Below are 24,365 nucleotides of genomic sequence, written 5' to 3' on the forward strand. Positions count from 1 at the left end.
ATGGCGGTGTTCAGGTTGGACTGGGACTTGTTCAGGTTCTGCTGAGTCTGGAGAGACAGGGTATTGGTGTTGATGACCATTGCCATGATGTCGATTCCTTAACGCTGTGTTATGGAAATGGCGGTGGTTCGCCATTTTTGGTGCGGCTGTTCTCGCCGCTGGTGAAGTTATCGACGCAGGTAATATTTGCTTTAGTCCAAGAATAAAAAATGTTTGTATCTAAATGTATCATTGTGCTACGCGTGTGTAGCGCAAAAAGGGAAAGAGCGGGCTCAAGGTGGGGCTTATCAGCGAATCAGGTTTCATGGATGGACGTAAGATAGCCTGCATGGGGAGTGCTGAACTTTGGTTTTCAGTGGCATCAGCACTTCAGGACCAATCGGGCAGGCTTGCAGAGTACCTCATTATGTATACCGCCGAAGGCAAATTGAGTCAGTCGAATGTGGTCGAACAGTATATGCCTCTGGTTCGACGGCAGGCACTTCAACTTCAGGTGAGACTTCCTTCAAGCGTTGAGCTGGACGATTTGATACAGGCGGGCATGGTGGGTCTGCTGGATGCTTATAATCGATTCGATTCCGGGCAGGGCGCTACCTTTTCCACGTATGCATCTCAACGTATTCGTGGTTCGATGATTGATGAGCTTCGAAGTCGTGACTGGTTGCCCCGGAGCGTTCGTCGTACCAGTCGTGATATTGATCGAACCATCCATCAACTCGAACAACAGAACGGAAGGGCTGCAACGGAGCGTGAAATAGCAACCGCACTGGATATGTCCCTGGAGGACTATCGCAAGGTGCTGACAGATACCAATAACGGCTATCTATTGCCGTTTGAAGATACCAGCACGGATGAAAGCGAGGCTTCTCATGTTTCCCGGGATGTGGCTTTCATGGATACACCTCAGGATGCCTGTTTTGCCAATGCTGATCGCCAGCAGCTGACAGAAGCAATTGATCTACTGCCCGAGAGGGAAAAGCTGTTGCTGAGTCTCTATTATCAGGAGGAGTTGAACCTCAAGGAGATAGGCGCGGTGTTGGGCGTGAGTGAATCTCGCGTTTGTCAGCTTCACAGCCAGGCGGTCGCCAGGCTGCGTGTGAGTATGGTGGAGCAGTTTGCCTGACTCTATTAAGTGGCGTTTGAAAAAACACCCGCTCAGGCGGGTTTTTTTATGCCTCCATATCCTGCCCTTCATATCATTGCCAGGTAATGGTGACTGGATACATGGCTAGTAAATATCGCCATTAAGGTTGTTGTTTATATCCAGAAAGTAACATTGAATATATTTTTGTTTTAAAAATGGAATTTTATGTTTTTAAAGTAAAATTGTTATGTTTTTGTATTTAAAGGTTTTTTTATTTATATCGTATAAATAAAATTAGACGTCTAGTACTTTTTATTTACCTTTCCTTGGTTCTTTGTTGGCGAATAGACTTATCATTAGTCCATTAAACAACCCCTCAAAGCGCCATTTTTATAAGCATACCAGGATTCATTCTTCCTTTGTCTCATAGGCAACGATAGGCTTTGCACAAGTTCGGGATTGGTGACCACTGCTGACGCCCTGCAAGGGATAACGGGCGGCTTCAGTGAGAGGGCAAGGATGGCTTCGCGTCCCCAATCAAATGACCACGATCCGAACCATAAAAAATATCGCCTAAGGGATGGGAAACGATATGAACTGCAAAGAATTCGATGTTGCTGCAACAGAAGTCATTCTTCACGAACATACCAGCGAATTGCTACCGATGACGGTTGTGGCAAAACAGGTCGGGCTATCTACTTCCCACCTGCGCCGCAAGTTCAAGCAATCGTTCGGCGTGACGCCTACTGACTATCATGCCACGATCCGTCTTGATCGCGCTGCACTGCTTCTTGTTTATACACGCAAGAGCATCATGGAAGTGGCGCTGGAGTGTGGTTATCAGGATCACGCGGCGTTCAGCCGGGTTTTCCGCCGCCACTTTGAAATGTCTCCGCGGGCCTACCGCGACACGGTGCGCATGACACTGGGTGCTGGCGCCTCTGCACAGAAGTCCGTGCGTCCGGTGAGTGTTGTAGAAAGTACGGAAGAGTCCTTCTTTCTTGTCATGCGCTCCTTTGGTAACGAGCAGGGCAGTGATGAAAGCATTCGTCGCCATCTGCTGGATCTGTGCCCGCATGGTACGCGTGAAAGTATTCTGGAGCCTGTCTGTTTTGTCTATGATGATCCGCGCATTACGCCGGAGCATCGTACTCGCAAGGACGTCGGTTACCGGATGTCTCGCCGTGAAACGTGGAATCCGCCTCTGCCGCTTCGCTGGCTGCGTGTAGAAGCCGGTCGTGAAATGCATACTACCCTGACGCATTGGGATCAGCTGGAATCAACATTTCAGCATATGGCGCTGGACTGGGCCCTGACCCATGGCGAGCAGATCAAGGTGGACCATTCACGCATTACCTTTCACGACGGCCAGAAAGACGCCAACGGTGAAAGCGCCATGACATTGACTATCCCGCTGGAATAAATGGCGGCGACTCCAGATACTAAAAGGCAGCCTTCAAGGCTGCCTTTTTTATATCAATGCGCTCTGCGACTTATTCAGCCTTCAATACAGTGAACAGCATATTCAGCATGCTGGCACCTTCAGCCTTCAGATCAAAGGCGGTGGGTTCTCTCAGCCAGTCATAAATGATGCCCTGAAGTGCAACATGTATCAGGCGCGCTGCGCAGTGAGGTGATATGCAGGATTTAAGCCGGCCTTCACTGGCAGCCTGTTCCATCATCTTGAGCATATGATCAAAGCTTTCACGCACGATACTGGTGTGCGTCTTGAGGGGATCGATGTCATCGGTCTGCTCGCACCGGTAAAGAAGAATCGTGTAAGTGCGGCGATAGCGTGGCTGGACTATTCGTTGAAATGCAACGTTGATGGCCCGCTCAAGGTCAATCAGGGGATGGCCTGCATGTTCGGATTCCTCGAGGTCCTGGATCAACTGATTCAATGGCAGTTTGACGCGGTCCAGCAGGGCATTGAACAGGTCGGCCTTGTTCTTGAAATGCCAATACACAGCGCCGCGCGTCATGTTGGCACGCTGAGCGATCTGCTCCAGAGACGTACGTGAAACCCCCTTTTCATAGAACAGGTTTTCCGCAGCATCCAGCAATACCTGACGAGTCTCTTCCGCCTCGATTTTTGTTCGTCGCGCCATTAACGATAAATCTCCATGAATAAGCGGCTATAGTATAAGGCAGAATAGTCAGTTTACATACATACATGAATGCATCTAAACTGGCTGTTATCCTTTATGATCGGAGTGTAAGCCAACATGAGCTTGGGAAAAGTACGTGCCTGGCCAGGGCGGCCTGTATGGGTGCTATGCGTAATCGGCCTGCTGATGGCGGGCTGTGGTGACGGCGAGAAATCCTCGCAGAAGAACCAGGCCAGCGCAGCGTCTGCAAAGCCGGCTCAGGTGGAAACGGTTGCGCCGATGGATTTAACGCTTGAGCGTGAGTATCCGGCCAAGATTCGTAGTGATCTTTCAGCAGATATCGTGGCCAGGGTCAGTGGCGTGCTCGAAAAGCAGCTTTACACTCCCGGAGATACGGTAGAGAAGGGGCAGACCCTCTTTATTATCGAGCAGGCTCAGTACAAGGCGGCTGTTGAACAGGCTCGAGCGGATGTTGAAAGTGCCAGGGCCACGCTTGAAAACAATCGCAGGGATTACGAGCGCTACAATGAGCTTTACAAGCAGCGTTCTGTCAGCCAGCAGCAGCGGGATTCAGCGCTGAGTGCCTACCGTACGGCCAGGGCTTCGGTTGCTCAGGCTCAGGCCGCCCTTGATGATGCTCAGATCAGTCTGGACTATACGACGGTCAAGGCACCGGTCAGTGGCCGGGTGGGGCTGAATGAGGTCAATGTCGGCAATTATGTAGCAGTTCAGACTGAATTGACGACGGTCACTCCTCTTGATCCTCTTGAAGTGCGGTTTGCGTTACCTCAGTCCGACGCCTTCGCCCTGAGACGACAGCGCACTAATGACCCTGAGTCCATTAAGGCCAGCCTCGAGTTTCCCTATGCCGACCAGAGTGGCAGCACCGATACCAGTCTCAAGGGAACCTTGAACTTCCTTGGGTCGCGGGTTGACGATACAACCAGCACAGTGCAGGCGCGGGCGGTATTCAAAAACCCGGGCGACCTGTTCCTTCCCGGGCTGTTCGTCCGTGTCAAATTGCTTGGTGTGAAGCATTACAGTGCGCTGGCTGTACCGGAAGTTGCTGTTACCGAGGGGCTCAAGGGGCCTCAGCTTTATATCCTCAATGACAAGGACGTAATCGAAAATCGCTTTGTATCACTCGGCGAGCAGGCCGGCGGATGGGTGGTGATCAGTGATGGTCTTGCAAAGGGTGACAGGGTCGTTGTGTCAGCCATAGGCAGTGTATCGCCGGGTGACAAGATCAAACCTCAGGCATTTGATGGTCAGCCTACCACCACTCCAACGGATCCGTCCGGCAAGAATGGTGCGTCGACGCATCAGGCGATGCAGGGGACCAGTATCAGTGGCCAGGACACTCAAAAAGATGCGCCATCACAGCAACAGGATCAGTAAGCGGGTTAATCGATGAATATATCCAGCTTCTTTATAAACCGGCCTATCTTTGCGACGGTGGTGTCTATCATCATCACGCTGGTAGGCTTGATGGCGATGCGGACGCTGCCCATTGAGCAGTATCCGCAGGTAGTACCCATCACCGTCTCCGTTCAGGCCACGTTTCCCGGAGCAGATGCAGAGACGGTGTCTGAGACTGTGGCCTCACCTCTGGCCGAGCAGGTCAATGGTGTGCAGGACATGATCTACCTGACCTCGGCAAGTGCAGATAACGGGGTCATGAACATGAAGGTGTACTTCAGGATTGGTACCGACCCTGATATAGCCACCATCAATGTTAACAACCGAGTCCAGCGAGCGCTGTCACAGCTGCCATCATCCGTTCAAAGTCAGGGTGTTACGGTTGAGCTTCAATCCAGCAGTATCCTGTTGTTTGCGGCCCTGTTGTCGCCGAACAATCAGTATGACTCTCTTTATCTGAATAACTACGCCAACATTAATGTTGTCGATGAGCTTAATCAGCTCAACGGTGTGGGCAAGGCAGAAGTTCTGGGTAATCAGAGCTTTGCCATGAGGATCTGGCTCAACCCTGACAAGATGGCCCAGTACGATATCACTCCCGCTGAAGTATCAGCGGCCATTCAGGCCCAGAATACCGTGGTGTCGGCGGGCAAGCTGGGTGGAGAGCCTCAGCGTACGCCGGTGGTCAATACTTATACCATTACCACTCAGGGTCGTCTCAAGAGCGTTGGTCAGTTTGAAAATATTCTATTAACCACGAAGTCGGACGGTTCCTCGCTTTATCTGAAGGATGTTGCCCGCGTCGAGCTGGGGTCGACCCAGTATGGTATCCAGGCGCGTACCAACAATAATCCGATTGCACCGATCGCGGTCTATCTGCAACCCGGCGCCAATGCGCTTCAGGTGGCCAGGGAAGTCAAGTCCACCATGAAGGAGCTGAAAACGCGCTTCCCGGCGGGCCTCGACTATGTCATTCCCTATGACACTACGCTGTTTATCAATGCCTCGATCGAGTCGGTTGTCCATACCTTTGTCGAAGCCCTGATTCTGGTGGCGCTGATTGTCTTTATCTTCCTGCAGAACTGGCGCTCGACCCTGGTGGCAATGTCGGTAGTGCCCATCTCGGTGGTAGGTACCTTTGCCGGCATGTATATGCTCGACTTCTCGATCAACCTGTTGTCGCTGTTCGGGATGATTCTTGCTATCGGGATCGTGGTGGATGACGCCATCGTGGTCATCGAGAACGTTGAACGTATTCTCGAGCATAATCCGGATGTCAGCCCCATGGAGGCGGCGTTCGAGGCCATGAGGGAGGTAACCGGTCCGGTACTGGCGACGGCATTCATCATGGCTGCCGTATTTGTGCCGGTTGGGTTCCTGACTGGACTGACCGGGAAAATGTACCAGCAGTTTGCCATTACCATTGCAATCTCGGTCAGTATCTCGGCGCTGGTAGCCCTGTCCTTTACGCCGGCCATGTCAGCGATCTTCATCAAGCGCAAGGATGATCTCAAGCAGTCGCGTCTTGCAAAAGTGCTTCACAAGCCGTTCGAGTGGTTCAACCGTGGCTTTGACAAGCTGACCAACGCCTTCATGGTGGTAGTCGGCTTTTTGATCCGCCATGTCATCGTGTCACTGGCTCTTCTGGTGGGATGTTGTGTTCTGTCAGCCTGGGTATATATGCGACTGCCCGGCGGGCTTATTCCGGCGGAGGATCAGGGGGTGCTGGTAGCTTCCGTTTCCCTGCCGGCCGGCTCGTCGGTGGCGCGTACCGATGAGTATGTGCAGAAGCTCAATGCCGAGATACAGAAAAACCCGGCGGTGGAATATACGACGTCAATTACCGGGTTCGATATTCTGACCAGCGCGTCGAATACCGCCAAGGCCAGTGTGTTTGTGTTGCTGAAACCATGGGGTGGGCGCGATATAGATATCACTCAGATGATTGGCAATGTCATGCAGGCTGGTGCCAGTATTCCCGGGGGCAAGACCATTGCGTTCAACCTTCCGCCAATTCAGGGGCTGTCCACCACCGGTGGTTTTACCGGTTATCTTGAATCCCTGGGAGGGGACTCTCCACAGCAGCTTTATCAGGCATCACTCAAGGTCATGCAGGCGGCTGGTAAACGGCCGGAACTGGCGCAGGTTTTCACAACGCTTAATGTCAGCATTCCCAATTATCGGGCGCATGTGGATGAAAACAAGGCCAAGAGCCTTGGCGTCGACCTCAATGACCTGAATACAACGCTGTCGAGCACGTTCGGCAGCAGCTTTGTCAATTACTTTACGCGCAATAGTCGTAACTTCCAGGTTTACCTGCAGTCCGAGGATCAGTTCCGCCGGTCGCCGGATGATCTGAGCAAGGTCTTTGTTCGTGGCGGCGATGGCAGCCGTATTCCGCTGTCCACTCTGGTAACCCTTGAGCGCACACATGCACCGACCGTTGTGGACCGGTTCAATGTGTATCCTGCCGCTCAGTTCCAGGGGCAGCCTGCACCAGGCTATAGTTCGGGTCAGGCAGTTCAGGCCATGAAACAGGTGGTAAACGAGACGCTGGGCAGCCAGTACAAGATGGGCTGGACCGGTGAAGCCTATCAGCAGGAGAACGCTGGCGACGCATCAACACTGGCCATTGTCTTTGGTCTGATCATGGTCTTTTTGATTCTGGCTGCTCAGTATGAGCGTTGGACGCTGCCGATCGCCGTAGTATCTGCCGTGCCCTTTGCCTTTGTCGGTTCGGTTCTGGCGGTATGGATGCGGGGGCTTGAAACCAGTGTTTATCTGCAGATCGGCCTGCTGGTTGTGGTGGGGCTGGCGGCGAAAAACGCGATTTTGATCGTGGAATTTGCCCAGCAGCAACGTGACGAAGGCAAAAGCATTGTCGATGCTGCGACAACGGCGGCCCGCATGCGTTTTCGTCCTATCGTCATGACCTCACTGGCCTTCATTGGCGGTACTCTGCCACTGGCGCTGGCTTCAGGCGCGAGTGCTGCCAGCCGCCACCACATCGGCACCCCGGTGGTTGGGGGCATGCTGACGATTACCATTCTGGCCAGTGTGTTTGTTCCGGCGTCCTATGTCTTCATCATGACGGCACAGGAGAAAATGGCCAAACGGTTCGGTCGTGGCAATAAAGCGCAGGATCAAGCCTGACATGGCAGGCAGGTGGAGTTGCCACCTGCCTTTTCTGTTCTATTCCCACTAAAAAGCCGCCTCGAAAGGCGGCTTTTTAGTGGGAGCGTGATTTTTACAAATCCTCGTCCGACACATCTTCCGGAGCAAGGCGCAGCCCTGAGGCCGGAAGCGGATGACCATCAAGCGTTGGTCCCTTGTCAGCCAGTTGAAGGCGGCCGTCGAGAAACCAGCGCACTGTCATCGGATAGATCAGGTGTTCACGCGTCAAGACGCGCTCTGCCAGAGTTGATTCATCGTCATCGGCCTCCACCGGTACGGCAGCCTGTACCACAATCGGGCCGCCATCCAGTTCCTCGGTGACGAAGTGCACACTGGCGCCATGCAGTGTGGCGCCTTCTTCCAGCGCCCGTTGATGTGTATGCAGCCCGCGGTACTCTGGTAAAAGTGATGGATGAATGTTCAGCAGGCGACCGTGATAGCGAAGCACGAAGGCCTTTGACAGGATGCGCATGAAACCGGCCAGCACGACAAGATCAGGCTGGTGATGGTCAATGATACGAATCAGTTCGGCATCGTAAAGGTCGCGGTCACGCTCGTCATGAAAATGACGAAACCGGGCCGGGTCGACGACTTCTGCGATGACGCCAGCCTCGCGTGCGCGCTCCAGACCGTAGGCATCGGCCTTGTTGCTGATCACGGCAATGATGTCACCGCCGAGTTCATCATGTTCCTGGGCATCAAGCAGGGCCTGCAGGTTACTGCCACTGCCTGAAATCAGCACCACGACCCGGCGAGGGTCGGCTGTTTCTGCTTCAAAACTCATGCCTTCACAGACCCCAGCTGAACCTGTTCCTCATCACTCTGACGCTCGGTAATGCAGCCAAGTGTATAAACCGTTTCGCCGCAGGATTCGAGGTGGGCACGGGCCTTGTCCGCATCTTCGGCCGGGACCACTACCACCATGCCGATACCGCAGTTGAGTACACGGTACATTTCACGCTCTTCAACCTTGCCCCGATCCTGCAGCCAGTCAAAGACGGCAGGACGTGCCCATGCGCTGGTATCGACCTGCAATGTGGCATGTGCCGGAAGCACCCGCGGCAGGTTTTCAAGCAGGCCGCCGCCGGTAATGTGGGAGAGGGCATGTACCCGGGCATCGCTGTCCCTGAGCAGCGACAGCAAAGACTTGACGTAGATGCGCGTGGGCGCCATCAGTGCATCACCAAGGGTGGTGCCATCAAGATCCTGCTCCAGTGATTCGCCGCTGCGCTCGATGATCTTGCGGATCAGGGAGTAACCATTGGAATGCGGGCCACTGGAGGCCAGGCCCAGGGCCACATCGCCGGTGGATACCTTGCTGCCATCCAGGATATCGGCCTTTTCAACAACACCGACACAAAAGCCGGCCAGGTCGTAATCGCTGCCTTCATACATGCCAGGCATTTCAGCGGTTTCGCCACCGACCAGTGCACAGCCCGCTTGCAGACATCCTTCACCGATCCCGGTCACTACATCCGCGGCGATATCGATGTCCAGACGCCCCGTGGCGTAATAATCCAGAAATTGAAGTGGTTCGGCCCCGGCAACCACCAGGTCGTTGACACACATGGCGACCAGATCAATGCCGATGGTGTCATGACGGCCAAGCTCCATGGCCAGACGAAGTTTGGTGCCGACGCCATCGGTGCCGGTGACCAGTACCGGCTGCCGGTAACCGGCCGGCAGCTCACAAAGAGCCCCGAAGCCACCCAGACCGCCCATGACTTCAGGGCGATGGGTGCGTTTGGCGACGCCCTTGATGCGCTCAACCAGTGCGTTGCCGGCATCAATATCGACACCGGCGTCTTTGTAGCTGAGGGGAGCATCGGAAGAGTGCGAAGTCATGTGCGTTCCTGTACTAAGCGATGGCCGTGGTCTGAGCGACCTGGAAAGAAAGCGGGAGTATATCACTGCCTCTTGTGGCTCGCATGGGGTCACCATGCAAATGGAGGGATGGCAGCTGCAGAGAAAGTCCCTAGAATGCAGGGCAGGCTTTATTCATCGTTTTCAGGAAAACCCGTATGTCGAAGCGTTTCTGGTGGGGAATCGTCAGTTCACTGGCGGCGCTGTGGTTGTTTGTTACCTTGACACCTATTTTGATGCCCTTTTTTGTGGGCATGATTCTGGCGTACCTGGGGGATCCGCTCGCAGACAGACTTGAAGCGCGAGGCCTTTCACGGCGCCTCGCGGTGTCGGTCGTGTTTGTGCTGCTGTCGGTAGTGGTGATCGGGTTGACCATCATTGTCATTCCGGTGATGTGGCGACAGCTGGTGCAACTGGCTGACGCTGTTCCAATGATGATCAACTGGACGCAGCAAACGGTGTTGCCCCGGATTCAGGAATGGACCGGTTCCGACTTTACCGCCGATCTTAATCAGGTGCGTGATATGGTTACCGGCCATTGGAAGGAAACCGGCTCCGTGGCCGCGCAGCTTCTCGCACAACTGTCTCGTTCCGGTCTGGCGCTGGCCTTCTGGCTGGGCAATCTGGCCATTATTCCCGTGGTAACCTTTTATCTGCTGCTGGACTGGGATCGGATGAAGGCACGGATACGTGACGCTATCCCGCGCGACTGGGTGGGTACCGTTACCGGGCTGGCCCACGAGTGTGATGAGGTATTGAGCGCGTTCATGCGAGGGCAGTTACTGGTTATGCTGGGTCTTGGGGTTGTTTACGCGACCGGCCTGACGCTGCTGGGGGTCAAGTTCGGCTTTTTGATCGGTGTATTGGCAGGACTTGCCAGTATCGTGCCTTATCTTGGTGTCATCTTTGGCGTGGTGCTGGCGGAGCTGGTGGCATTTTTCCAGTTTCAGGCACTTTGGCCACTGGCCGCCGTAGGGGGCGTATTTGTGCTCGGTCAGATTCTGGAGAGCACCGTGTTCCAGCCATTGCTGCTGGGAGATCGAATCGGTCTGCACCCGGTAATAGTGATTTTTTCCGTTATGGCGGGAGGCCAGCTGTTCGGCTTTGTGGGGGTGTTGCTGGCACTGCCGGTGGCCGCCATGCTCATGGTAGTATTGCGCTATCTCTTTACACAGTACAAGGCGAGCCGCATGTATACGTCCAACACTTCCGTTTATATCGATCAGGACTGATAGCGACATGATTTCAGGGCCTGCACAGTTACCTCTGGGCGTCGGGCTTCGCGATGATGCGACCTTTGCCAATTTCATGGGCGAGGGCAATCTTCCGCTGGTCAATCAGCTCGAGTGCCAGCTGACTCCCGCCGGGGAACCCTTTCTCTATGTGTGGGGTGCGTCGGAATCCGGCAAAAGCCACCTGCTGCAGGCCGCCTGTCACGCTGCCAGTATCAATGGCGTGTCTACCCTGTATCTGCCGCTCGCTGATATCGGCCACTTCCCGCCGTTGATGCTTGAGGATCTGGAAAACCTCGAACTGATTGCCATTGATGATCTGGATGTGGTGATAGGGCGCAAGCGGTGGGAGGAGGGGCTGTTTCATTGCTTCAATCGCCTGCGGGATGCGGGGCGTCGATTGATCATTGCGTCGGAAAGACCGCCTCGCCAGTTACCGGTCAAATTGCCGGATCTGGCATCTCGTCTGACCTGGGGAGCCACGTTTCACCTTCACCCGCTGGATGACGAACAGCGGCTGGGTGCGTTGAGACTCCGCGCCAGAGAGCGCGGCATGTTTCTGCCCGACGAAGTGGGGCGGTATTTGATTCACCGTGGCCCGAGACGGCTGTCATCGTTGTTTGAAACGCTGGCTCGGCTGGATGATGCGTCACTTTCTGCGCAACGCAAGCTGACTATCCCGTTTGTCAAACAGGCGCTTGAGTGGTAGGTCTCTACTGTTTTCTGCGCCGCTTTTCTCTTTCTTTCATGGTATATCGGCCCCGCCCGGGGTGGCAGTCCTGCTGTAATATCAACTGCCTGCATCGAATAACCTCCTTTTTCCCTGCTGCTGATAGAACTTTCGCGTAAGTCGAAAGCAACTTTAGTCATAGCCCGGAATTTCCTTCCTGCGCCCCTGTACGCACCGAGTATGGTCTTGCACTTCATTGATATCAGAAATGATATGGGTAGCAGGCCTAAACGCTATTAGTCGGTTATCACTTTGCAGATTAATGTCGTGACATGAACTTTCTGTATTTTCCTGCCAATAACAACTGAGCCTCTCTGGGCCGGAGATTGCCAATGATTCGCTTTATTACCACTTCCTTTTTGACGCTGGGTATCAGTCTGGGCGCAGGCTTGAGTGCCGCCCAGGCGCAGGATGATGTGAAAATCGGGTTTATCGTTAAAAAACCCGAGCAGGCCTGGTTCATCAATGAGCAGAAGGCGGCCAGTCAGCTGGGCGAGGAAAAGGGCTTTTCAGTCGTACGGCTTGCCGGTGAGGATGGTCAGCAGGTATTGAGCGCCATTGATAATCTGCATTCTCAGGGGGCGCAGGGGTTTGTCATTTGCCCGCCGGACGTTCGTCTTGGGCCGGCCATCGTCAACCGGGCTGAACGGTATGGCATGAAGGTGGTTACGGTCGATGATCGTTTTGTCGGTTCGGATGGCGAGCCCATTGCCTCCGTGCCGCATCTTGGCATGTCCGGGTACAAGATCGGGCAGCAGGTCGGTGAGGCGATTGCAGCAGAAATGAAGGCGCGCGGATGGGATCCTGAGACCGTCGCGGCGCTGCGTATCAGCAATTATGAGCTGCCTACTGCCAAGGAGCGCACTGATGGCGCGACCCAGGCCTTGCTGGCGTCCGGATTTGTCGAAGGCAATATCTATGATGCCCCTCAGCAGAATACGGATACCAGCAGCGCCTTTGCCGCCGCATCCCCCATTTTTTCCAAGCATGGTGATTTCGATCACTGGGTGATCTATGCGCTGAATGAAGAAAGCGTATTGGGTGGCGTACGTGCCAGCGAACAGTATGGTCTGTCGCCTGATCAGGTGATCGGAGTGGGTATCAATGGCTCCGGTGCGGCCTTTGCCGAATTTTCTCGCCAGAAACCTACCGGCTTCTACGGCACGATGGCTGTCAGCTCAACCATGCATGGCCGTCAGACTGCCGACAATCTGTACACCTGGATCAAGGAGGGAGAAAAGCCCCGGGACAATACTGAAACCACCGGTACGCTGATGACCCGTGATAACTGGGAACAGGTGCGTGCTGACCTCGGGCTGTGATACGGGGCCTGGTCTGCCACCGGGCATTACATGAAGTGGGAGTAGGTTCATGACGGATGCATATCTGCGTGTTGAAAACGTCACGGTAGAGTTTCCCGGTGTAAAGGCTCTTGATGGTGTCAGCTTCTCTGCTCATGAGGGGCAGGTGCATGCCCTGATGGGGGAAAATGGGGCCGGAAAGTCAACGCTGCTCAAGGTGTTGAGTGGCGTAAACCGATTGTCCGAAGGCTGTCTTTATATAGGGGGCGAGTCGTACGCGTTCAGCAATGCCCGCGAAGCCCTCAAGAGCGGTATTGCCATCATCTATCAGGAGTTGACGCTGGCGCCGAATCTGTCGGTGGCAGAAAACCTGTTGATGGGTCAGCTGCCTGCCCATCACGGGTTTGTGGATCGGCGGCGTTTGCGTGACAAGGCGCTGGCCATTCTGGAGGAGCTCGGGGAGGGCAAGCTTCACCCGTCCACCAGGGTGCGAGAGCTGTCTGTTGGTCAGCAGCAAATGATTGAAATCGGTCGGGCACTGCTGCGCAATGCCCGCATCATCGCCTTTGACGAGCCCACCAGTTCACTGTCCGTTCAGGAAACGCGTCATCTCAAGCGGATTGTGGCCCGCCTTCGTGACGAGGGGAAGGTGGTGCTTTATGTCACCCACCGAATGGAAGAAGTCTTTGAGATGTGCGATGCCGTCACGGTATTTCGTGATGGTCGCCATATTCGCACCCACGACACGCTGGAAGGCCTCGATCACGATGCGCTGGTCAGCGAGATGGTAGGGCGTGACATCAATGATGTGTATGGCTATCGCCCCCGTGAACAGGGAGATGTACTGCTTCGTCTGGACGGTATCAAGGGGCGCGGCGTTACCGCGCCTGCCAGTCTGGATATCCGCCGCGGTGAAGTGCTGGGGCTGTTCGGGCTGGTCGGGGCGGGGCGCAGTGAGCTGATGCGACTGGTCTGTGGGGCTGAGCATGCCAGTGAAGGGGCCGTGGTATTCAAGGGGGCGGCCTGCCGCTTTGAATCGGCTCAGGCGGCGATTCGGGCCGGTATTGCCATGTGCCCGGAAGATCGCAAGACACAGGGTATTTTTCCGGTAGCCAGTGTATCCGACAATCTCAATATCAGCTGTCGTCGCTTCTTCAAGCGCCTTGGCCTGTTTCGTCACCCGCGTCGGGAAACGGAGAACACACTGAAATACATCCAGGAGCTCAGTATCAAGACGCCCGGGCCTCGAACGCCTATTGCGAACCTCTCCGGAGGCAACCAGCAAAAGGTAATTCTGGCTCGCTGGCTGTCCGAAGATATTGATCTTTTTGTCATGGATGAGCCAACCCGCGGCATCGATGTCGGGGCGCGACGAGACATCTATTCGTTGCTCTATGATCTGGCGGAGCAGGGCAAAAGTGTTCTGGTGATTTCAAGCGATCTGGCCGAGGTAAGTTCGATTTGCGACCGAATTGGGGTCATGAGAGGCGGGGAGTTGCTGGAGATCATCCCTCGTGAGCAGGCCACACCAGAGCGGCTTCTGGGGCTGGCACTGCCCGCCTGATTCAGCTCATACAACCAGTCAAGAGCCTTATTCTAACAAAGGGATAACCCATGTCTCAGGACAAGATAGCCTCCATGGCGCCAGTAGAACCTGCCCGAAGTGGTTTGCCCAAGCCACTTCGTACCCTGCTGGATACTTCCGGGCTTATTGCAGTATTTGTATTGCTGTTTGCAGGGCTGGCCATATTCGTGCCGGACTTCCTGACCGGCCGTAACATTGTAGGTCTGTTGCTTTCGGTCACGCTGATTGGCTCCATTGCCACCACCATGATGATGGTTCTGGCCCTGGGGGAGGTAGATCTATCGGTAGCCTCTATAGTGGCTTTGGCAGGGGTGGTCGCTGCGGTCGTAACCTCGGCCAGTGGCAGTGTCACGATCGGGGTCATGGGTGGGATTGCCGCTGGTGCGGCCGTCGGTGCCTTCAATGGTTTTGTGGTAGCCCGGTTTGGAATCAATTCGCTGATTGCCACTCTGGCAGCCATGGAGTTCGTGCGCGGTCTGGCTTACATCACGTCAGGTGGTGATGCGGTCATGATTACCGTGCCGGAATTCTTTGATCTTGGCAGTGCAGCATTTCTTGGGTTGACGTTACCGGTGTGGACGATGATTGCCTGTTTCATCGTCTTCGGGGTTATCCTCAACATGACAAGCTTCGGCCGCAATACGCTGGCTACCGGTGGCAACGCCGAGGCAGCGAGTCTGGCCGGGGTGAACGTACGCAAGTTGAAGATTACGGTATTTGCCCTGCAGGGGCTGATCGCTGGTATCGCAGGTGTGCTATTGACGTCCCGCATGGGGCTGGGTGATCCCAATACTTCACAGGGGCTTGAGCTTGCAGTGATTTCAGCCTGCGTGCTGGGGGGAGTTTCCCTCTCGGGCGGTGTGGCCTCGATCACCGGTGTGCTGGTGGGTGTATTGATCATGGGCTGTGTGCAAAATGCCATGGGGCTTTTGAATGTTCCCACGTTTTATCAGTATCTCGTACGAGGAGCGATCCTGTTGCTGGCGGTCATGTTTGACCGGTGGAAGCAAACGCGTCGGGCAGGTGGTTAGCGCGTTGGCTTCTTCAGTACTACACCACTGGGCCGTCCGTAGGGACGGCCCAGTGGTGTGTACGCGTTGTGCTGGCTCATTCACCGTTAAGCGTCAGCATCAGCCTCCTTGACCCGCCGTGGTCGCGGTGTTCTCCCAGCCAGATTCCCTGCCAGGTACCGGTTGCCAGTCCACCGTTTCGTACCGCCAGTGTCAGTTCCGTTCCAAGGAAACTGGCCTTGATATGGGCTGGCATATCGTCGTCGCCTTCCAGTGTGTGGCGAAAGTAGGGCAGGTTGCCGGGAATTCGATCATTGATGAATGCCTCCATGTCATGACGCACGTCCGGGTCTGCATTCTCGTTCAGGGTCAATGAGGCAGAGGTATGCAGCAGCTGCAGATGAAGCAGGCCCACCTTCAGCTTGCGTAGCTCCGGCAGGAAATCGATCACCTCTGATGTAATGAGATGAAAGCCACGTTTTCTGGGCCGCAGCTCAAGCGTGTCCTGTTTCCACATAATGACTCCATTTGCAAATGAGACGAATTATACTTTTCGGCATGCTTCCCGTATTCGGTCTATCCTAGGGCCGACACGCGATGTACCTTCATTGTACGGGAGAATAGATCATGGCCAATACACGCACCGAGCGTGACAGCATGGGGGAACTTGAGGTTCCTGAATCCGCACTGTATGGCGCGCAGACCCAGCGTGCGATCAATAATTTCCCGGTGAGCGGACAGCCACTGCCCTTTGCCTTCATTCAGGCCGTAGCCCGCGTAAAACGGGCTGCTGCCCAGGCTAATCTGGATCTTGAGCTACTTGATGATGCTCGTGCCAATGCCATCATCAAGGCGGCTGATACGTTGCTTGCCGGCAAGCACACGGATCAGTTTCCCGTCGATGTCTTTCAGACCGGCTCCGGCACATCGACCAACATGAATGTAAATGAAGTGCTGTCTCATCTGGCCTCTACCGATGCGTTGAGTGTCAATCCAAATGATCACGTCAACATGGGGCAAAGCAGTAATGACACCATTCCGACAGCGCTGCATGTGTCTGCTTCACTTGCGCTTCACCAATCCCTGTTGCCGGCACTGGCGCATTTGAAGTCGGTCATTGATGACAAGGCGGCTTCACTGGATGACGTTGTCAAGACCGGCCGTACGCATTTGATGGATGCCATGCCGGTACGCATGAGTCAGGAGCTGGGCGCCTGGTCCGCTCAGGTCCAGCAGTCGGTGGAGCGTCTGAAAGATGTTCAGAAACGCCTGTTGCGTATTGCCCAGGGCGGTACGGCGGTTGGAACAGGGATAAATGCCCATCCAGAGTTTGCAGGCCGTGTGGCCGCCGAATTGAGCGAGCAGACCGGACTTGAGTATTCACCCGCGGATAGCTTCTTTGCCGGGCTGGGGTCTCAGGACGCCACGGTAGAGCTTTCCGGCCATTTGAAGGCTTTTGCCTGTGCTCTGATGAAAATCAGTAATGATCTGCGCTGGATGAACTCCGGCCCTCTGGCCGGACTGGGCGAAATCGAGCTGGAGGCATTGCAGCCGGGAAGCTCCATCATGCCGGGCAAGGTGAACCCGGTTATCCCCGAGTCCGCGGCTCAGGTAGCTGCTCAGGTAATAGGAAATGATGCTGCCATCACCGTTGCCGGGCAGTCCGGAAATTTCCAGCTTAATGTGATGTTGCCGTTGATGGCGCACAATGTACTTTCATCCATGACGTTGTTGAGTAATGTTTCGCGCCTGCTGGCGGACAAGGCCATTGCGACCTTTAATGTGCGCCGAGACAACATTGAATCGCCGTTATCAAAAAATCCGGTTCTGGTGACGGCGCTCAATCCGGTCATTGGTTACGATGCTGCGGCAAAGGTTGCCAAAAAAGCCTATCAAAATGGCCGTCCCATCATTGACGTGGCAGAAGAAGAGACAGAGCTGTCACGAGAAGAGCTTGAGCGTTATCTGGACCCGGCACGTCTGACCGATGGCGGTCTTCAGTAACTGCCCTGTACCCGGCATGAAAAAAGCCCCTTTCGGGGCTTTTTTCATGCTGCATGAGTCTCAGGACGTTGTGCTTTCAGCGGACGCAGTGCTGTTTCTGTAATCGGCGCAACGGGCATCGATATAACTTTCGAGCACTTTCTTTTCCGCTGCGTTCAAACGCAGATCCATTTTGGTTCGGCGCCAGATGACATCTTCAAGCTCTCTGGCCCACTCATGGTCCATCAGGTAGTCCACTTCGCAGGCCGTCATGCCGGCACCAAAATCCTGCCCCATCTCATCCTGACTTTTAACCTTCTCAAGGAAGATCTCGCACAGGCGGCCGTAGCTTGACGCGTAGCGAGATGCCTGTTCCTCCGTCAGGAACGGGTACTGGCTCTTGAGTGTTCGTGCATACGCTGCACGACTTTCGATGTTCCCGCCAGGCATGACAGCCTCTGCCGTCCAGCTTTCCTTCATCTTCGGGAAGTAGGGTGATAGTTCCTTCATGGTGGCTTCAGACAGCTTGCGGAACGTCGTGATCTTGCCACCGAAGATTGACAGCAGCGGTGCGTTTTCAGTGTCCAGATGCAGTGTGTAATCCCGAGTCATGGCTGAGGGATCGTCAGATTCGTCATCACACAGCGGGCGCACGCCGGAATAGCTGGTGACCACATCATCTTCAGTGATCTCGGCACGGAAGTGACTGTTCAATACCTTCAGGAGGTAGCTGGTTTCTTCCTCGCTGATAACCACCTTGGAAGGATCGCCTTCATAAGCAACGTCCGTGGTGCCGATCAGGCTGTAATCGTTCTGGTAGGGCAGGACAAAAACAATCCGATTATCTTCATTTTGAAGAATATAGGCCCGGTCATCTGTATTGATGCGTTTGGTGACCAGGTGACTTCCCTTGATCATCTTTATGCCGTAACGCGGCTTGCGGCTGGTTCCCTTCTTGATAAAGGACTCCACCCACGGCCCGGCTGCGTTAACCAGAGCCTTCGCGCGACGTGTTATCGTCTCGCCGCTCAGGGTATTTTTCAGGGTCAGCTCCCAGTGGCCATCGCTGTTGACCGTGGCGGCTTCACACCGGGTGCGTACCAGAATTTCAGCGCCCTTTTCCTGAGCCTGAAGTGCGTTCAGTACGACCATGCGCGCATCATCAACCCAACAGTCCGAATATTCGAATCCCGTGGTGATGGCCGGGATCAGCGGTGTATCCGGGCCAAACTTGATTTTCTTGGCGCTGGGCAGGCTGTCGCGGTGGCTCAGATGGTCATAAAGGAACAGACCTGCACGCAGCATCCATGCGGGGCGCAGATGGGGCTGGTGGGGCAGGATGAAACGCATCGGCCATACAATGTGCGGGGCTTTTTTAAGCAGCACTTCACGCTCGTGCAATGCTTCACGCACCAGCCTGAATTCGTAATGTTCCAGGTAGCGCAGGCCGCCGTGAATCAATTTGCTGGATGCGGAGGACGTCGCGCTGGCCAGGTCTGCCTGTTCACACAGGCCTACAGTCATGCCGCGTCCTGCTGCATCGCATGCGATGCCCGTGCCGTTGATCCCTCCGCCGATGACATAGAGGTCCAATAAGGGCGTTGCCTGATCTGACATGACGTTCTCCGCCGAAAAATAGGTGTACATGGACGCGCGTTGGAGCGGCTGTCCACGAATGTTCGGAATAGAACATAATTGATGTTCGTTCGAACATCAATAGGTCTTTGGCCTATATTGCCGGTGTGGCTATGGTCAGGCGGACATCATGCTGCTCCATGATCCTGCACAGGGATTCAGGGGGGTGCTGGTCGGTAAAAAGCGCTGTGATCTGGCTGATATGGGCCTGGCGTACTACGGCATTGCGCATGAACTTCGAGTGATCTGCCGTGAGAAACACATTGCGGGAGTTATTGATAATGGCCTGGGCAACTCGTACTTCCTGATAGTCGAATTCAAGCAGATCGCCATCCTGATCTATGCCGCTGATACCAATGATGCCAAAGTCGACCTTGAACTGATTGATGAAGTCGATGGCTGCCTCTCCGATGATGCCGCCGTCTCGTGATCTGACGACGCCACCCGCGACGATTACGTTGAAGTCCTCCTTCTTGTGCAGCATGGCGGCGACGTTGAGGTTGTTGGTGATTATCTCCAGTCCCTGATGATTCAATAGCGCTTCAGCCACAAGCTCGGTGCTGGTGCCGATATTGATGAACAGTGAGCTGCGATCGGGGATGCAGGCTGCCAGCGCTTCCGCGATCGCCTTCTTTTCATTGTAGTGCTGGGTCTTGCGCGTCGTGTAGGCAGTATTCACCGTGCTTGATTCAACGGCACCGGCACCGCCGTGTACGCGGCGAATCAGGCCGCGCTCGGCCAGCGCATTGAGATCTCGTCGCAGTGTCTGCGGGGTGACATCAAAGCGGGCTGTCAGCTGTTCGATGCTGACGTACTTCTGCTGTTCGATCAGATTGACCATCTCGGTCTGACGTTTCAACTGTGCCATTTCACGCGCTTCCTTACCTGATTGTGCTGATCTGCGTGTTCCGGGGATTACATACCTGTTGTAGTAAGGCGTGTCTTGACGATACCAATGTCTAACGACAATGAGACATATTTTGTTTGTTATTCAGCGAGGCGAGCCAGTACTGTAGCCAATGTTCGGAATCGAAAATAAGTGAACATGTCTTTGTCGCTATCAAGGATCCCCGTATGACTTCATTAATACTAGCTATAGATCAGGGCACTACCAGTTCTCGCGCTATTCTGTTCGACAAGGGAGGGAATATTGTTTCCCTTGCGCAGGAAGAATTTCCGCAGCATTTTCCCAATAGTGGCTGGGTAGAGCATCATCCCGATGATATATGGGGATCCACACTCAGGACCGTCAAGCAGGCCATTACCAACAGTGGCAAGACGGTTCATTCCGTGGCTGGTATCGGTATTACCAATCAGCGCGAAACAACGCTGATCTGGGACAAGAATACCGGTGAAGCCGTTTATAACGCCATCGTCTGGCAGGATCGCCGTACCGGTGATTATTGCCGATCCCTTCGTGATGCGGGCCATACGGATATGATTCAGGCCAAGACCGGTCTGTTGATCGATCCGTATTTCTCGGCCACGAAGGTGCGGTGGATTCTTGATAATGTGGACGGCGCTCGCGAGCGGGCTGAAAAGGGCGATCTGCTTTTCGGCACCGTCGATTGTTACCTGATCTGGAAACTGACAGGCGGGGCGGTTCATCGTACCGATGCCACCAATGCGTCACGCACCTGTCTGTTCAACATTCATGATCAGACCTGGGACAAGGAGCTGCTTGATCTGTTTGGTGTGCCCGAGTCGATGCTGCCAGAGGTCATGGATTGCAGCGATGACTTTGGACGCAGCGAAGCACAGTTGCTGGGCGCGAGTCTTCCCATTGCCGGGGTGGCTGGTGATCAGCAGGCAGCACTGATCGGCCAGACATGCTTTGAACCTGGTATGGTCAAGAGTACGTACGGTACCGGCTGCTTCATGATCATGAACACCGGTGAGCACTCCGAAACGTCTCATAACAAGTTGTTGAGCACGGTAGGCTATCGTATCGATGGCAAGGTTACTTATGCGATGGAGGGCAGTATTTTCATGGCTGGTGCCACCATTCAGTGGCTCCGTGACGGCCTGAAGCTGTTTTCCAATGCTTCCGAGACCGAGAAGCTGGCCCGTGCAACCAGTGAAGATCATGGTGTTTATCTGGTGCCTGCCTTTACCGGGTTGGGTGCGCCTCACTGGGATCCCAATGCACGCGGGGCCATTTTCGGTCTGAACCGCAATTCAGGTATTCCTGAATTGGTGGCGGCCGGCCTGCAGTCCGTGTGCTATCAGACGCGTGACCTGCAGGAATGCATGAACCGTGACGTCAAGGCCTCCACTGACACGTTGCGTGTAGACGGTGGCATGGTAAGCAACAACTGGGTCATGCAGTTTTTATCCGACATCTTGGGGGTTCAGGTTGATCGTCCCACTGTACTTGAAACCACTGCACTGGGCGTGGCCTATCTGGCCGGTCTCAGGCTGGGCTGGTACGACTCGCTCGAAGAGATCGCCACCCTGTGGCACAAGGATCGGTCATTTACACCTCGTCTGCCCGAAGACCGCCGTGAAAAGCTCTATGACGGTTGGCTTGATGCGGTGGCTCGCGTCAAATCAGACCATAACGACTGAGCAACCTTCCAATTTGGTTCGGCACGCCGACCCAGGCGTGCCAGCGGCCTTATAATTAAAAAAAGGGGCGAGCTTCATGCATGCGTTTATAGGTGAGTTTTTTGGGTCCATGACATTGATTCTCTTCGGCGATGGGGTAGTAGCGAACGTGCTGCTGCAGCGCTCGAAAGGAAAGGATGGAGGATGGATGGTGATTGCCACGGGCTGGGGGCTGGCGGTCATGGTGGCGGTCTTTGTGGCCAATGCGATGGGATCGCCGGGCGCTGATATCAATCCGGCGGTAACCGTAGCGAAGTGGGTCATGGGCATGTATACGGATCCGGCCGTTGTGGGTGGTTTCATTCTGGCCCAGATAGCCGGGTGTTTTGCCGGTGGTGTGCTGGTCTGGCTGATGTATCTGCCTCACTGGAAGGTAACCGATGATCCCGGACTCAAGCAGGCCGTTTTCTGTACGGCACCGGCGATCAACCATCCGGTCGGCAATATCATCAGTGAAGTCATCGGCACGATTGCACTGATCGTGGGGATCGGGGCGATTGTAAGTGCCGGTGATATCGCTGGCGGTATGCTGCCGTTTCTTGTGGGCGGGCTTGTATGGGCAATCGGTCTGTCGCTGGGTGGCCCTACCGGTTATGCGATCAATCCTGCACGTGATCTCGGGCCGCGACTTGCCCATGCCATACTTCCCATTGCAGGCAAGGGCGCATCCGGATGGGGCTATGCCTGGGTGCCAATTGTGGGTCCTGTACTCGGTGCGTGCATTGGTGCCTACATGTGGATGCAACTGATGTGATTATTTTGCGCTAAACGGTTGCATGAAAAGAAAAAATCCGTAGAATAGCGCATCGTTACTTGGGCATGACCCGGCAGCAGGACCGTAGCTCAGTTGGTTAGAGCGCCACGTTGACATCGTGGAGGTCAGCGGTTCAAATCCGCTCGGTCCTACCATGCTGGAAGTAATGACAAGTGAAGGACCGTAGCTCAGTTGGTTAGAGCGCCACGTTGACATCGTGGAGGTCAGCGGTTCAAATCCGCTCGGTCCTACCAGAATATTAAAAGCCCGATCCTTATGGATCGGGCTTTTTTTGTTTTTAACCCCTTCCACAAGTTGCAGACCGCTATTAATCGCGGTGCGGGGTGTAAGCCTCTCGGAAACCCGCAGTATTAAAGGCAGAAAAGTGCTGGTTTGTTAAAACTATGGATTTAAGCATCGATTCATTCTTTTGCATTTTCCTGTTTCAAGTAATTACCTGAGGGGCGCTCGTGACTGATCAGACTGCATTCGACACGATTGTTACGATCGAGCACATCGAGGCGCTGCGCGCCTATGAACCGTTGTTGGACGGTCAGGTGGTGCAAGTGCTTTATCACACCTACTTCTGCCACGGTGGTGGGCGATTTGTGGCTTCCGATGACACATCCAGCGGGGATGACAATGGTCTTGTGATTGTCTCTCGCAAGGGATGCCGCTGGAAGCGCCTTTTAGAGCACCATGAACGGGGGAATATTCTGAATTGGGGGGCAGATCCATCAGGCGAGAAGGATAGTGCTCCTGCCTTCATAGCAGCAGTGGCCGACGAGGAAGCTCGCACTGTGGTTGTTCCTCATGAGGGCTTTTACAGGATAGGGCAAAGCGTGGATCTTGTTGGCCATGTCAGCCTTTTAGGTGGGGCGTGTGATGAGTTTGGTCAGCGGTCTGCCTATTCAAATGTGGTAGCAGGTATAGGCCTTGATGGCCCGATGTTCATTAATGTGGGCGGGAGCGTACAGGGTATTGCCTTCGATGGCTGTAATCAAAAGGGAGGCGGGCTGCATTTACTGGGTTACGGCAATGTCATCAAGGATTGTACCTTCAACTCCTTCAAGGAAGCTGTTGTCATGCCGGATGGGGGTGAAGTCAGTCTTGTTGATAACATCTTTACTCGTACGGGCATGGCTATCCGCATTACTGGCGCTGTCACTTGTATGGCAGGTCGCTTTATCCGTAACAGGTTCCAGTGTGTGCATGACTGTATTGTGGCTGAAGGTGAGCTTGTTGGTTGGAATTTTGTAGACAACAGCTTTGAACATGTTTCCGGCAAGGGCATTCATGGGCGGGCGGTGCATGACTGCTACTTTCAGGGTAACTGGTGGGAATGCCGTAATGGTGCCGAAGATGGTAGTTGTATCAGCGCGGATAATTATCAGCAGTTTTTCAATAATACGGCCTGTGCCAATTACTGTATTCATGGATGGGTCAGTATTTTCTCGGATGAAAGATGCGATAACCGCATTGGTGGCGTCATGACAGGATCCGGGCAGGTGATAGCTCGTTTACCTGTTGAACACGCCATCCAGAACGGCAGTAGTAGTGCGTGCGGGAATGACGGGGTTATCAGCTCATCTGAAGGTGAAATGTAGAGCTGGGAAGGCAGGCTGCAATGCATTGCCGGTGACGATGGCAAAAAACCGGTGGAAGCGCATGATTTGATGTCATGCCGATTGGCTTGTCCGATTGGCGAAGCTGGCGTGCCGTGTGATGAAAATGCCCGCACTGCAACATTTGTGACTCTTTGGCAGGTGATGTGGGACTCTGGTCATTTTACGGGAGGATCCTGTTTCTCATCCATTGATGCCTGCCAGCTTGCGCCGTGAGTACTCTCAAAAGGAAAGGGCGCTTGAGGGCGCCCTTTT

The 24,365-nt window shown here is 54.5% G+C and carries 20 protein-coding genes and 2 tRNA genes; 16 read left to right on the forward strand and 6 right to left on the reverse strand.

The window, feature by feature from the left end:
• The 3 genes from OQ287_RS02635 to OQ287_RS02645 all read left to right on the forward strand — a co-directional run.
• Positions 1-206: hypothetical protein (locus tag OQ287_RS02635; protein ID WP_265895489.1), on the forward strand; the 206-nt coding region annotated here is incomplete at its 5' end.
• A 200-nt stretch (positions 207-406) separates the two neighbouring features.
• Positions 407-1,123: an RNA polymerase sigma factor FliA gene (locus OQ287_RS02640; protein ID WP_250936465.1), complete on the forward strand. Its 717-nt coding sequence runs from the start codon at positions 407-409 to the stop codon at positions 1,121-1,123.
• A 553-nt stretch (positions 1,124-1,676) separates the two neighbouring features.
• The gene (locus tag OQ287_RS02645) at positions 1,677-2,507 is read left to right on the forward strand and encodes a helix-turn-helix domain-containing protein (protein ID WP_250936466.1); all 831 of its coding nucleotides are present in this window, start codon (positions 1,677-1,679) and stop codon (positions 2,505-2,507) included.
• Positions 2,508-2,577: 70 nt separating this feature from the next.
• On the opposite strand, the gene OQ287_RS02650 is transcribed toward OQ287_RS02645, so the two are convergent.
• Positions 2,578-3,192 carry a TetR family transcriptional regulator gene (locus tag OQ287_RS02650; protein WP_284732664.1) on the reverse strand — a complete coding sequence of 205 codons (615 nt, stop codon included), beginning with the start codon at positions 3,190-3,192 and terminating at the stop codon, positions 2,578-2,580.
• A gap of 117 nt (positions 3,193-3,309) precedes the next feature.
• Here OQ287_RS02650 and OQ287_RS02660 point away from each other — a divergent pair, with 117 nt between their 5' ends.
• The gene (locus OQ287_RS02660; RefSeq protein ID WP_265895491.1) at positions 3,310-4,590 is read left to right on the forward strand and encodes an efflux RND transporter periplasmic adaptor subunit; all 1,281 of its coding nucleotides are present in this window, start codon (positions 3,310-3,312) and stop codon (positions 4,588-4,590) included.
• Positions 4,591-4,602: 12 nt separating this feature from the next.
• Positions 4,603-7,764 carry an efflux RND transporter permease subunit gene (locus OQ287_RS02665; protein ID WP_265895492.1) on the forward strand — a complete coding sequence of 1,054 codons (3,162 nt, stop codon included), beginning with the start codon at positions 4,603-4,605 and terminating at the stop codon, positions 7,762-7,764.
• A 94-nt stretch (positions 7,765-7,858) separates the two neighbouring features.
• On the opposite strand, the gene purN is transcribed toward OQ287_RS02665, so the two are convergent.
• Together purN and purM are read right to left on the reverse strand one after the other, a co-directional pair.
• Entirely contained in the window at positions 7,859-8,569 is a 711-nt protein-coding gene (gene purN / locus OQ287_RS02670; protein WP_265895493.1) for a phosphoribosylglycinamide formyltransferase, read from the reverse strand.
• Positions 8,566-9,630 carry a phosphoribosylformylglycinamidine cyclo-ligase gene (gene purM / locus OQ287_RS02675; RefSeq protein WP_265895494.1) on the reverse strand — a complete coding sequence of 355 codons (1,065 nt, stop codon included), beginning with the start codon at positions 9,628-9,630 and terminating at the stop codon, positions 8,566-8,568. Before purM ends, purN begins: the two co-directional genes overlap by 4 nt.
• A gap of 176 nt (positions 9,631-9,806) precedes the next feature.
• Between purM and OQ287_RS02680 the strand changes: the two genes are divergently transcribed.
• The 5 genes from OQ287_RS02680 to araH all read left to right on the forward strand — a co-directional run bounded on the left by OQ287_RS02680 (position 9,807) and on the right by araH (position 15,527).
• Complete coding sequence (locus OQ287_RS02680) at positions 9,807-10,880, forward strand: AI-2E family transporter (protein WP_265895495.1); 1,074 nt, start codon at positions 9,807-9,809, stop codon at positions 10,878-10,880.
• 7 nt (positions 10,881-10,887) lie between these two features.
• Entirely contained in the window at positions 10,888-11,589 is a 702-nt protein-coding gene (hda, locus tag OQ287_RS02685; RefSeq protein WP_250936472.1) for a DnaA regulatory inactivator Hda, read from the forward strand.
• Positions 11,590-11,942: 353 nt separating this feature from the next.
• Positions 11,943-12,932 carry an arabinose ABC transporter substrate-binding protein gene (locus OQ287_RS02690; RefSeq protein WP_250936473.1) on the forward strand — a complete coding sequence of 330 codons (990 nt, stop codon included), beginning with the start codon at positions 11,943-11,945 and terminating at the stop codon, positions 12,930-12,932.
• Positions 12,933-12,981: 49 nt separating this feature from the next.
• Positions 12,982-14,475, forward strand: a complete 1,494-nt coding sequence (gene araG / locus OQ287_RS02695) for an L-arabinose ABC transporter ATP-binding protein AraG (RefSeq protein ID WP_265895497.1) — start codon at positions 12,982-12,984, stop codon at positions 14,473-14,475.
• 50 nt (positions 14,476-14,525) lie between these two features.
• Positions 14,526-15,527, forward strand: coding sequence for an L-arabinose ABC transporter permease AraH (gene araH / locus OQ287_RS02700; RefSeq protein WP_322974087.1), 1,002 nt, complete (start codon positions 14,526-14,528; stop codon positions 15,525-15,527).
• 76 nt (positions 15,528-15,603) lie between these two features.
• Here the strand turns inward: araH and OQ287_RS02705 are convergent, their stop codons facing one another.
• A complete protein-coding gene (locus OQ287_RS02705) occupies positions 15,604-16,023 on the reverse strand; it encodes a secondary thiamine-phosphate synthase enzyme YjbQ (RefSeq protein WP_265895498.1) in 420 nt (139 codons plus the stop codon).
• 110 nt (positions 16,024-16,133) lie between these two features.
• Here OQ287_RS02705 and OQ287_RS02710 point away from each other — a divergent pair, with 110 nt between their 5' ends.
• Positions 16,134-17,510 (forward strand): class II fumarate hydratase, encoded by a 1,377-nt coding sequence (locus OQ287_RS02710; RefSeq protein WP_265895499.1) that lies wholly within the window; start codon positions 16,134-16,136, stop codon positions 17,508-17,510.
• Positions 17,511-17,570: 60 nt separating this feature from the next.
• Here the strand turns inward: OQ287_RS02710 and glpD are convergent, their stop codons facing one another.
• Positions 17,571-19,106 carry a glycerol-3-phosphate dehydrogenase gene (gene glpD / locus OQ287_RS02715; RefSeq protein ID WP_265895500.1) on the reverse strand — a complete coding sequence of 512 codons (1,536 nt, stop codon included), beginning with the start codon at positions 19,104-19,106 and terminating at the stop codon, positions 17,571-17,573.
• A 112-nt stretch (positions 19,107-19,218) separates the two neighbouring features.
• The gene (locus OQ287_RS02720; RefSeq protein WP_250936478.1) at positions 19,219-19,992 is read right to left on the reverse strand and encodes a DeoR/GlpR family transcriptional regulator; all 774 of its coding nucleotides are present in this window, start codon (positions 19,990-19,992) and stop codon (positions 19,219-19,221) included.
• A gap of 206 nt (positions 19,993-20,198) precedes the next feature.
• Between OQ287_RS02720 and glpK the strand changes: the two genes are divergently transcribed.
• From glpK to OQ287_RS02745, 5 genes are all read left to right on the forward strand, one after another.
• Positions 20,199-21,692 carry a glycerol kinase GlpK gene (glpK, locus tag OQ287_RS02725; protein WP_250936479.1) on the forward strand — a complete coding sequence of 498 codons (1,494 nt, stop codon included), beginning with the start codon at positions 20,199-20,201 and terminating at the stop codon, positions 21,690-21,692.
• Between the two features lie 76 nt (positions 21,693-21,768).
• Positions 21,769-22,485 (forward strand): MIP/aquaporin family protein, encoded by a 717-nt coding sequence (locus OQ287_RS02730; protein WP_250936480.1) that lies wholly within the window; start codon positions 21,769-21,771, stop codon positions 22,483-22,485.
• A 78-nt stretch (positions 22,486-22,563) separates the two neighbouring features.
• Positions 22,564-22,640 (forward strand) — tRNA-Val (locus OQ287_RS02735).
• A 22-nt stretch (positions 22,641-22,662) separates the two neighbouring features.
• A tRNA-Val gene (locus OQ287_RS02740) sits at positions 22,663-22,739 on the forward strand.
• 216 nt (positions 22,740-22,955) lie between these two features.
• Positions 22,956-24,092 (forward strand): hypothetical protein, encoded by a 1,137-nt coding sequence (locus tag OQ287_RS02745; RefSeq protein WP_265895503.1) that lies wholly within the window; start codon positions 22,956-22,958, stop codon positions 24,090-24,092.
• The last annotated feature ends 273 nt before the right edge of the window (positions 24,093-24,365 follow it).

This window comes from Larsenimonas rhizosphaerae, assembly GCF_026240105.1.
Lineage (GTDB): Bacteria > Pseudomonadota > Gammaproteobacteria > Pseudomonadales > Halomonadaceae > Larsenimonas > Larsenimonas rhizosphaerae.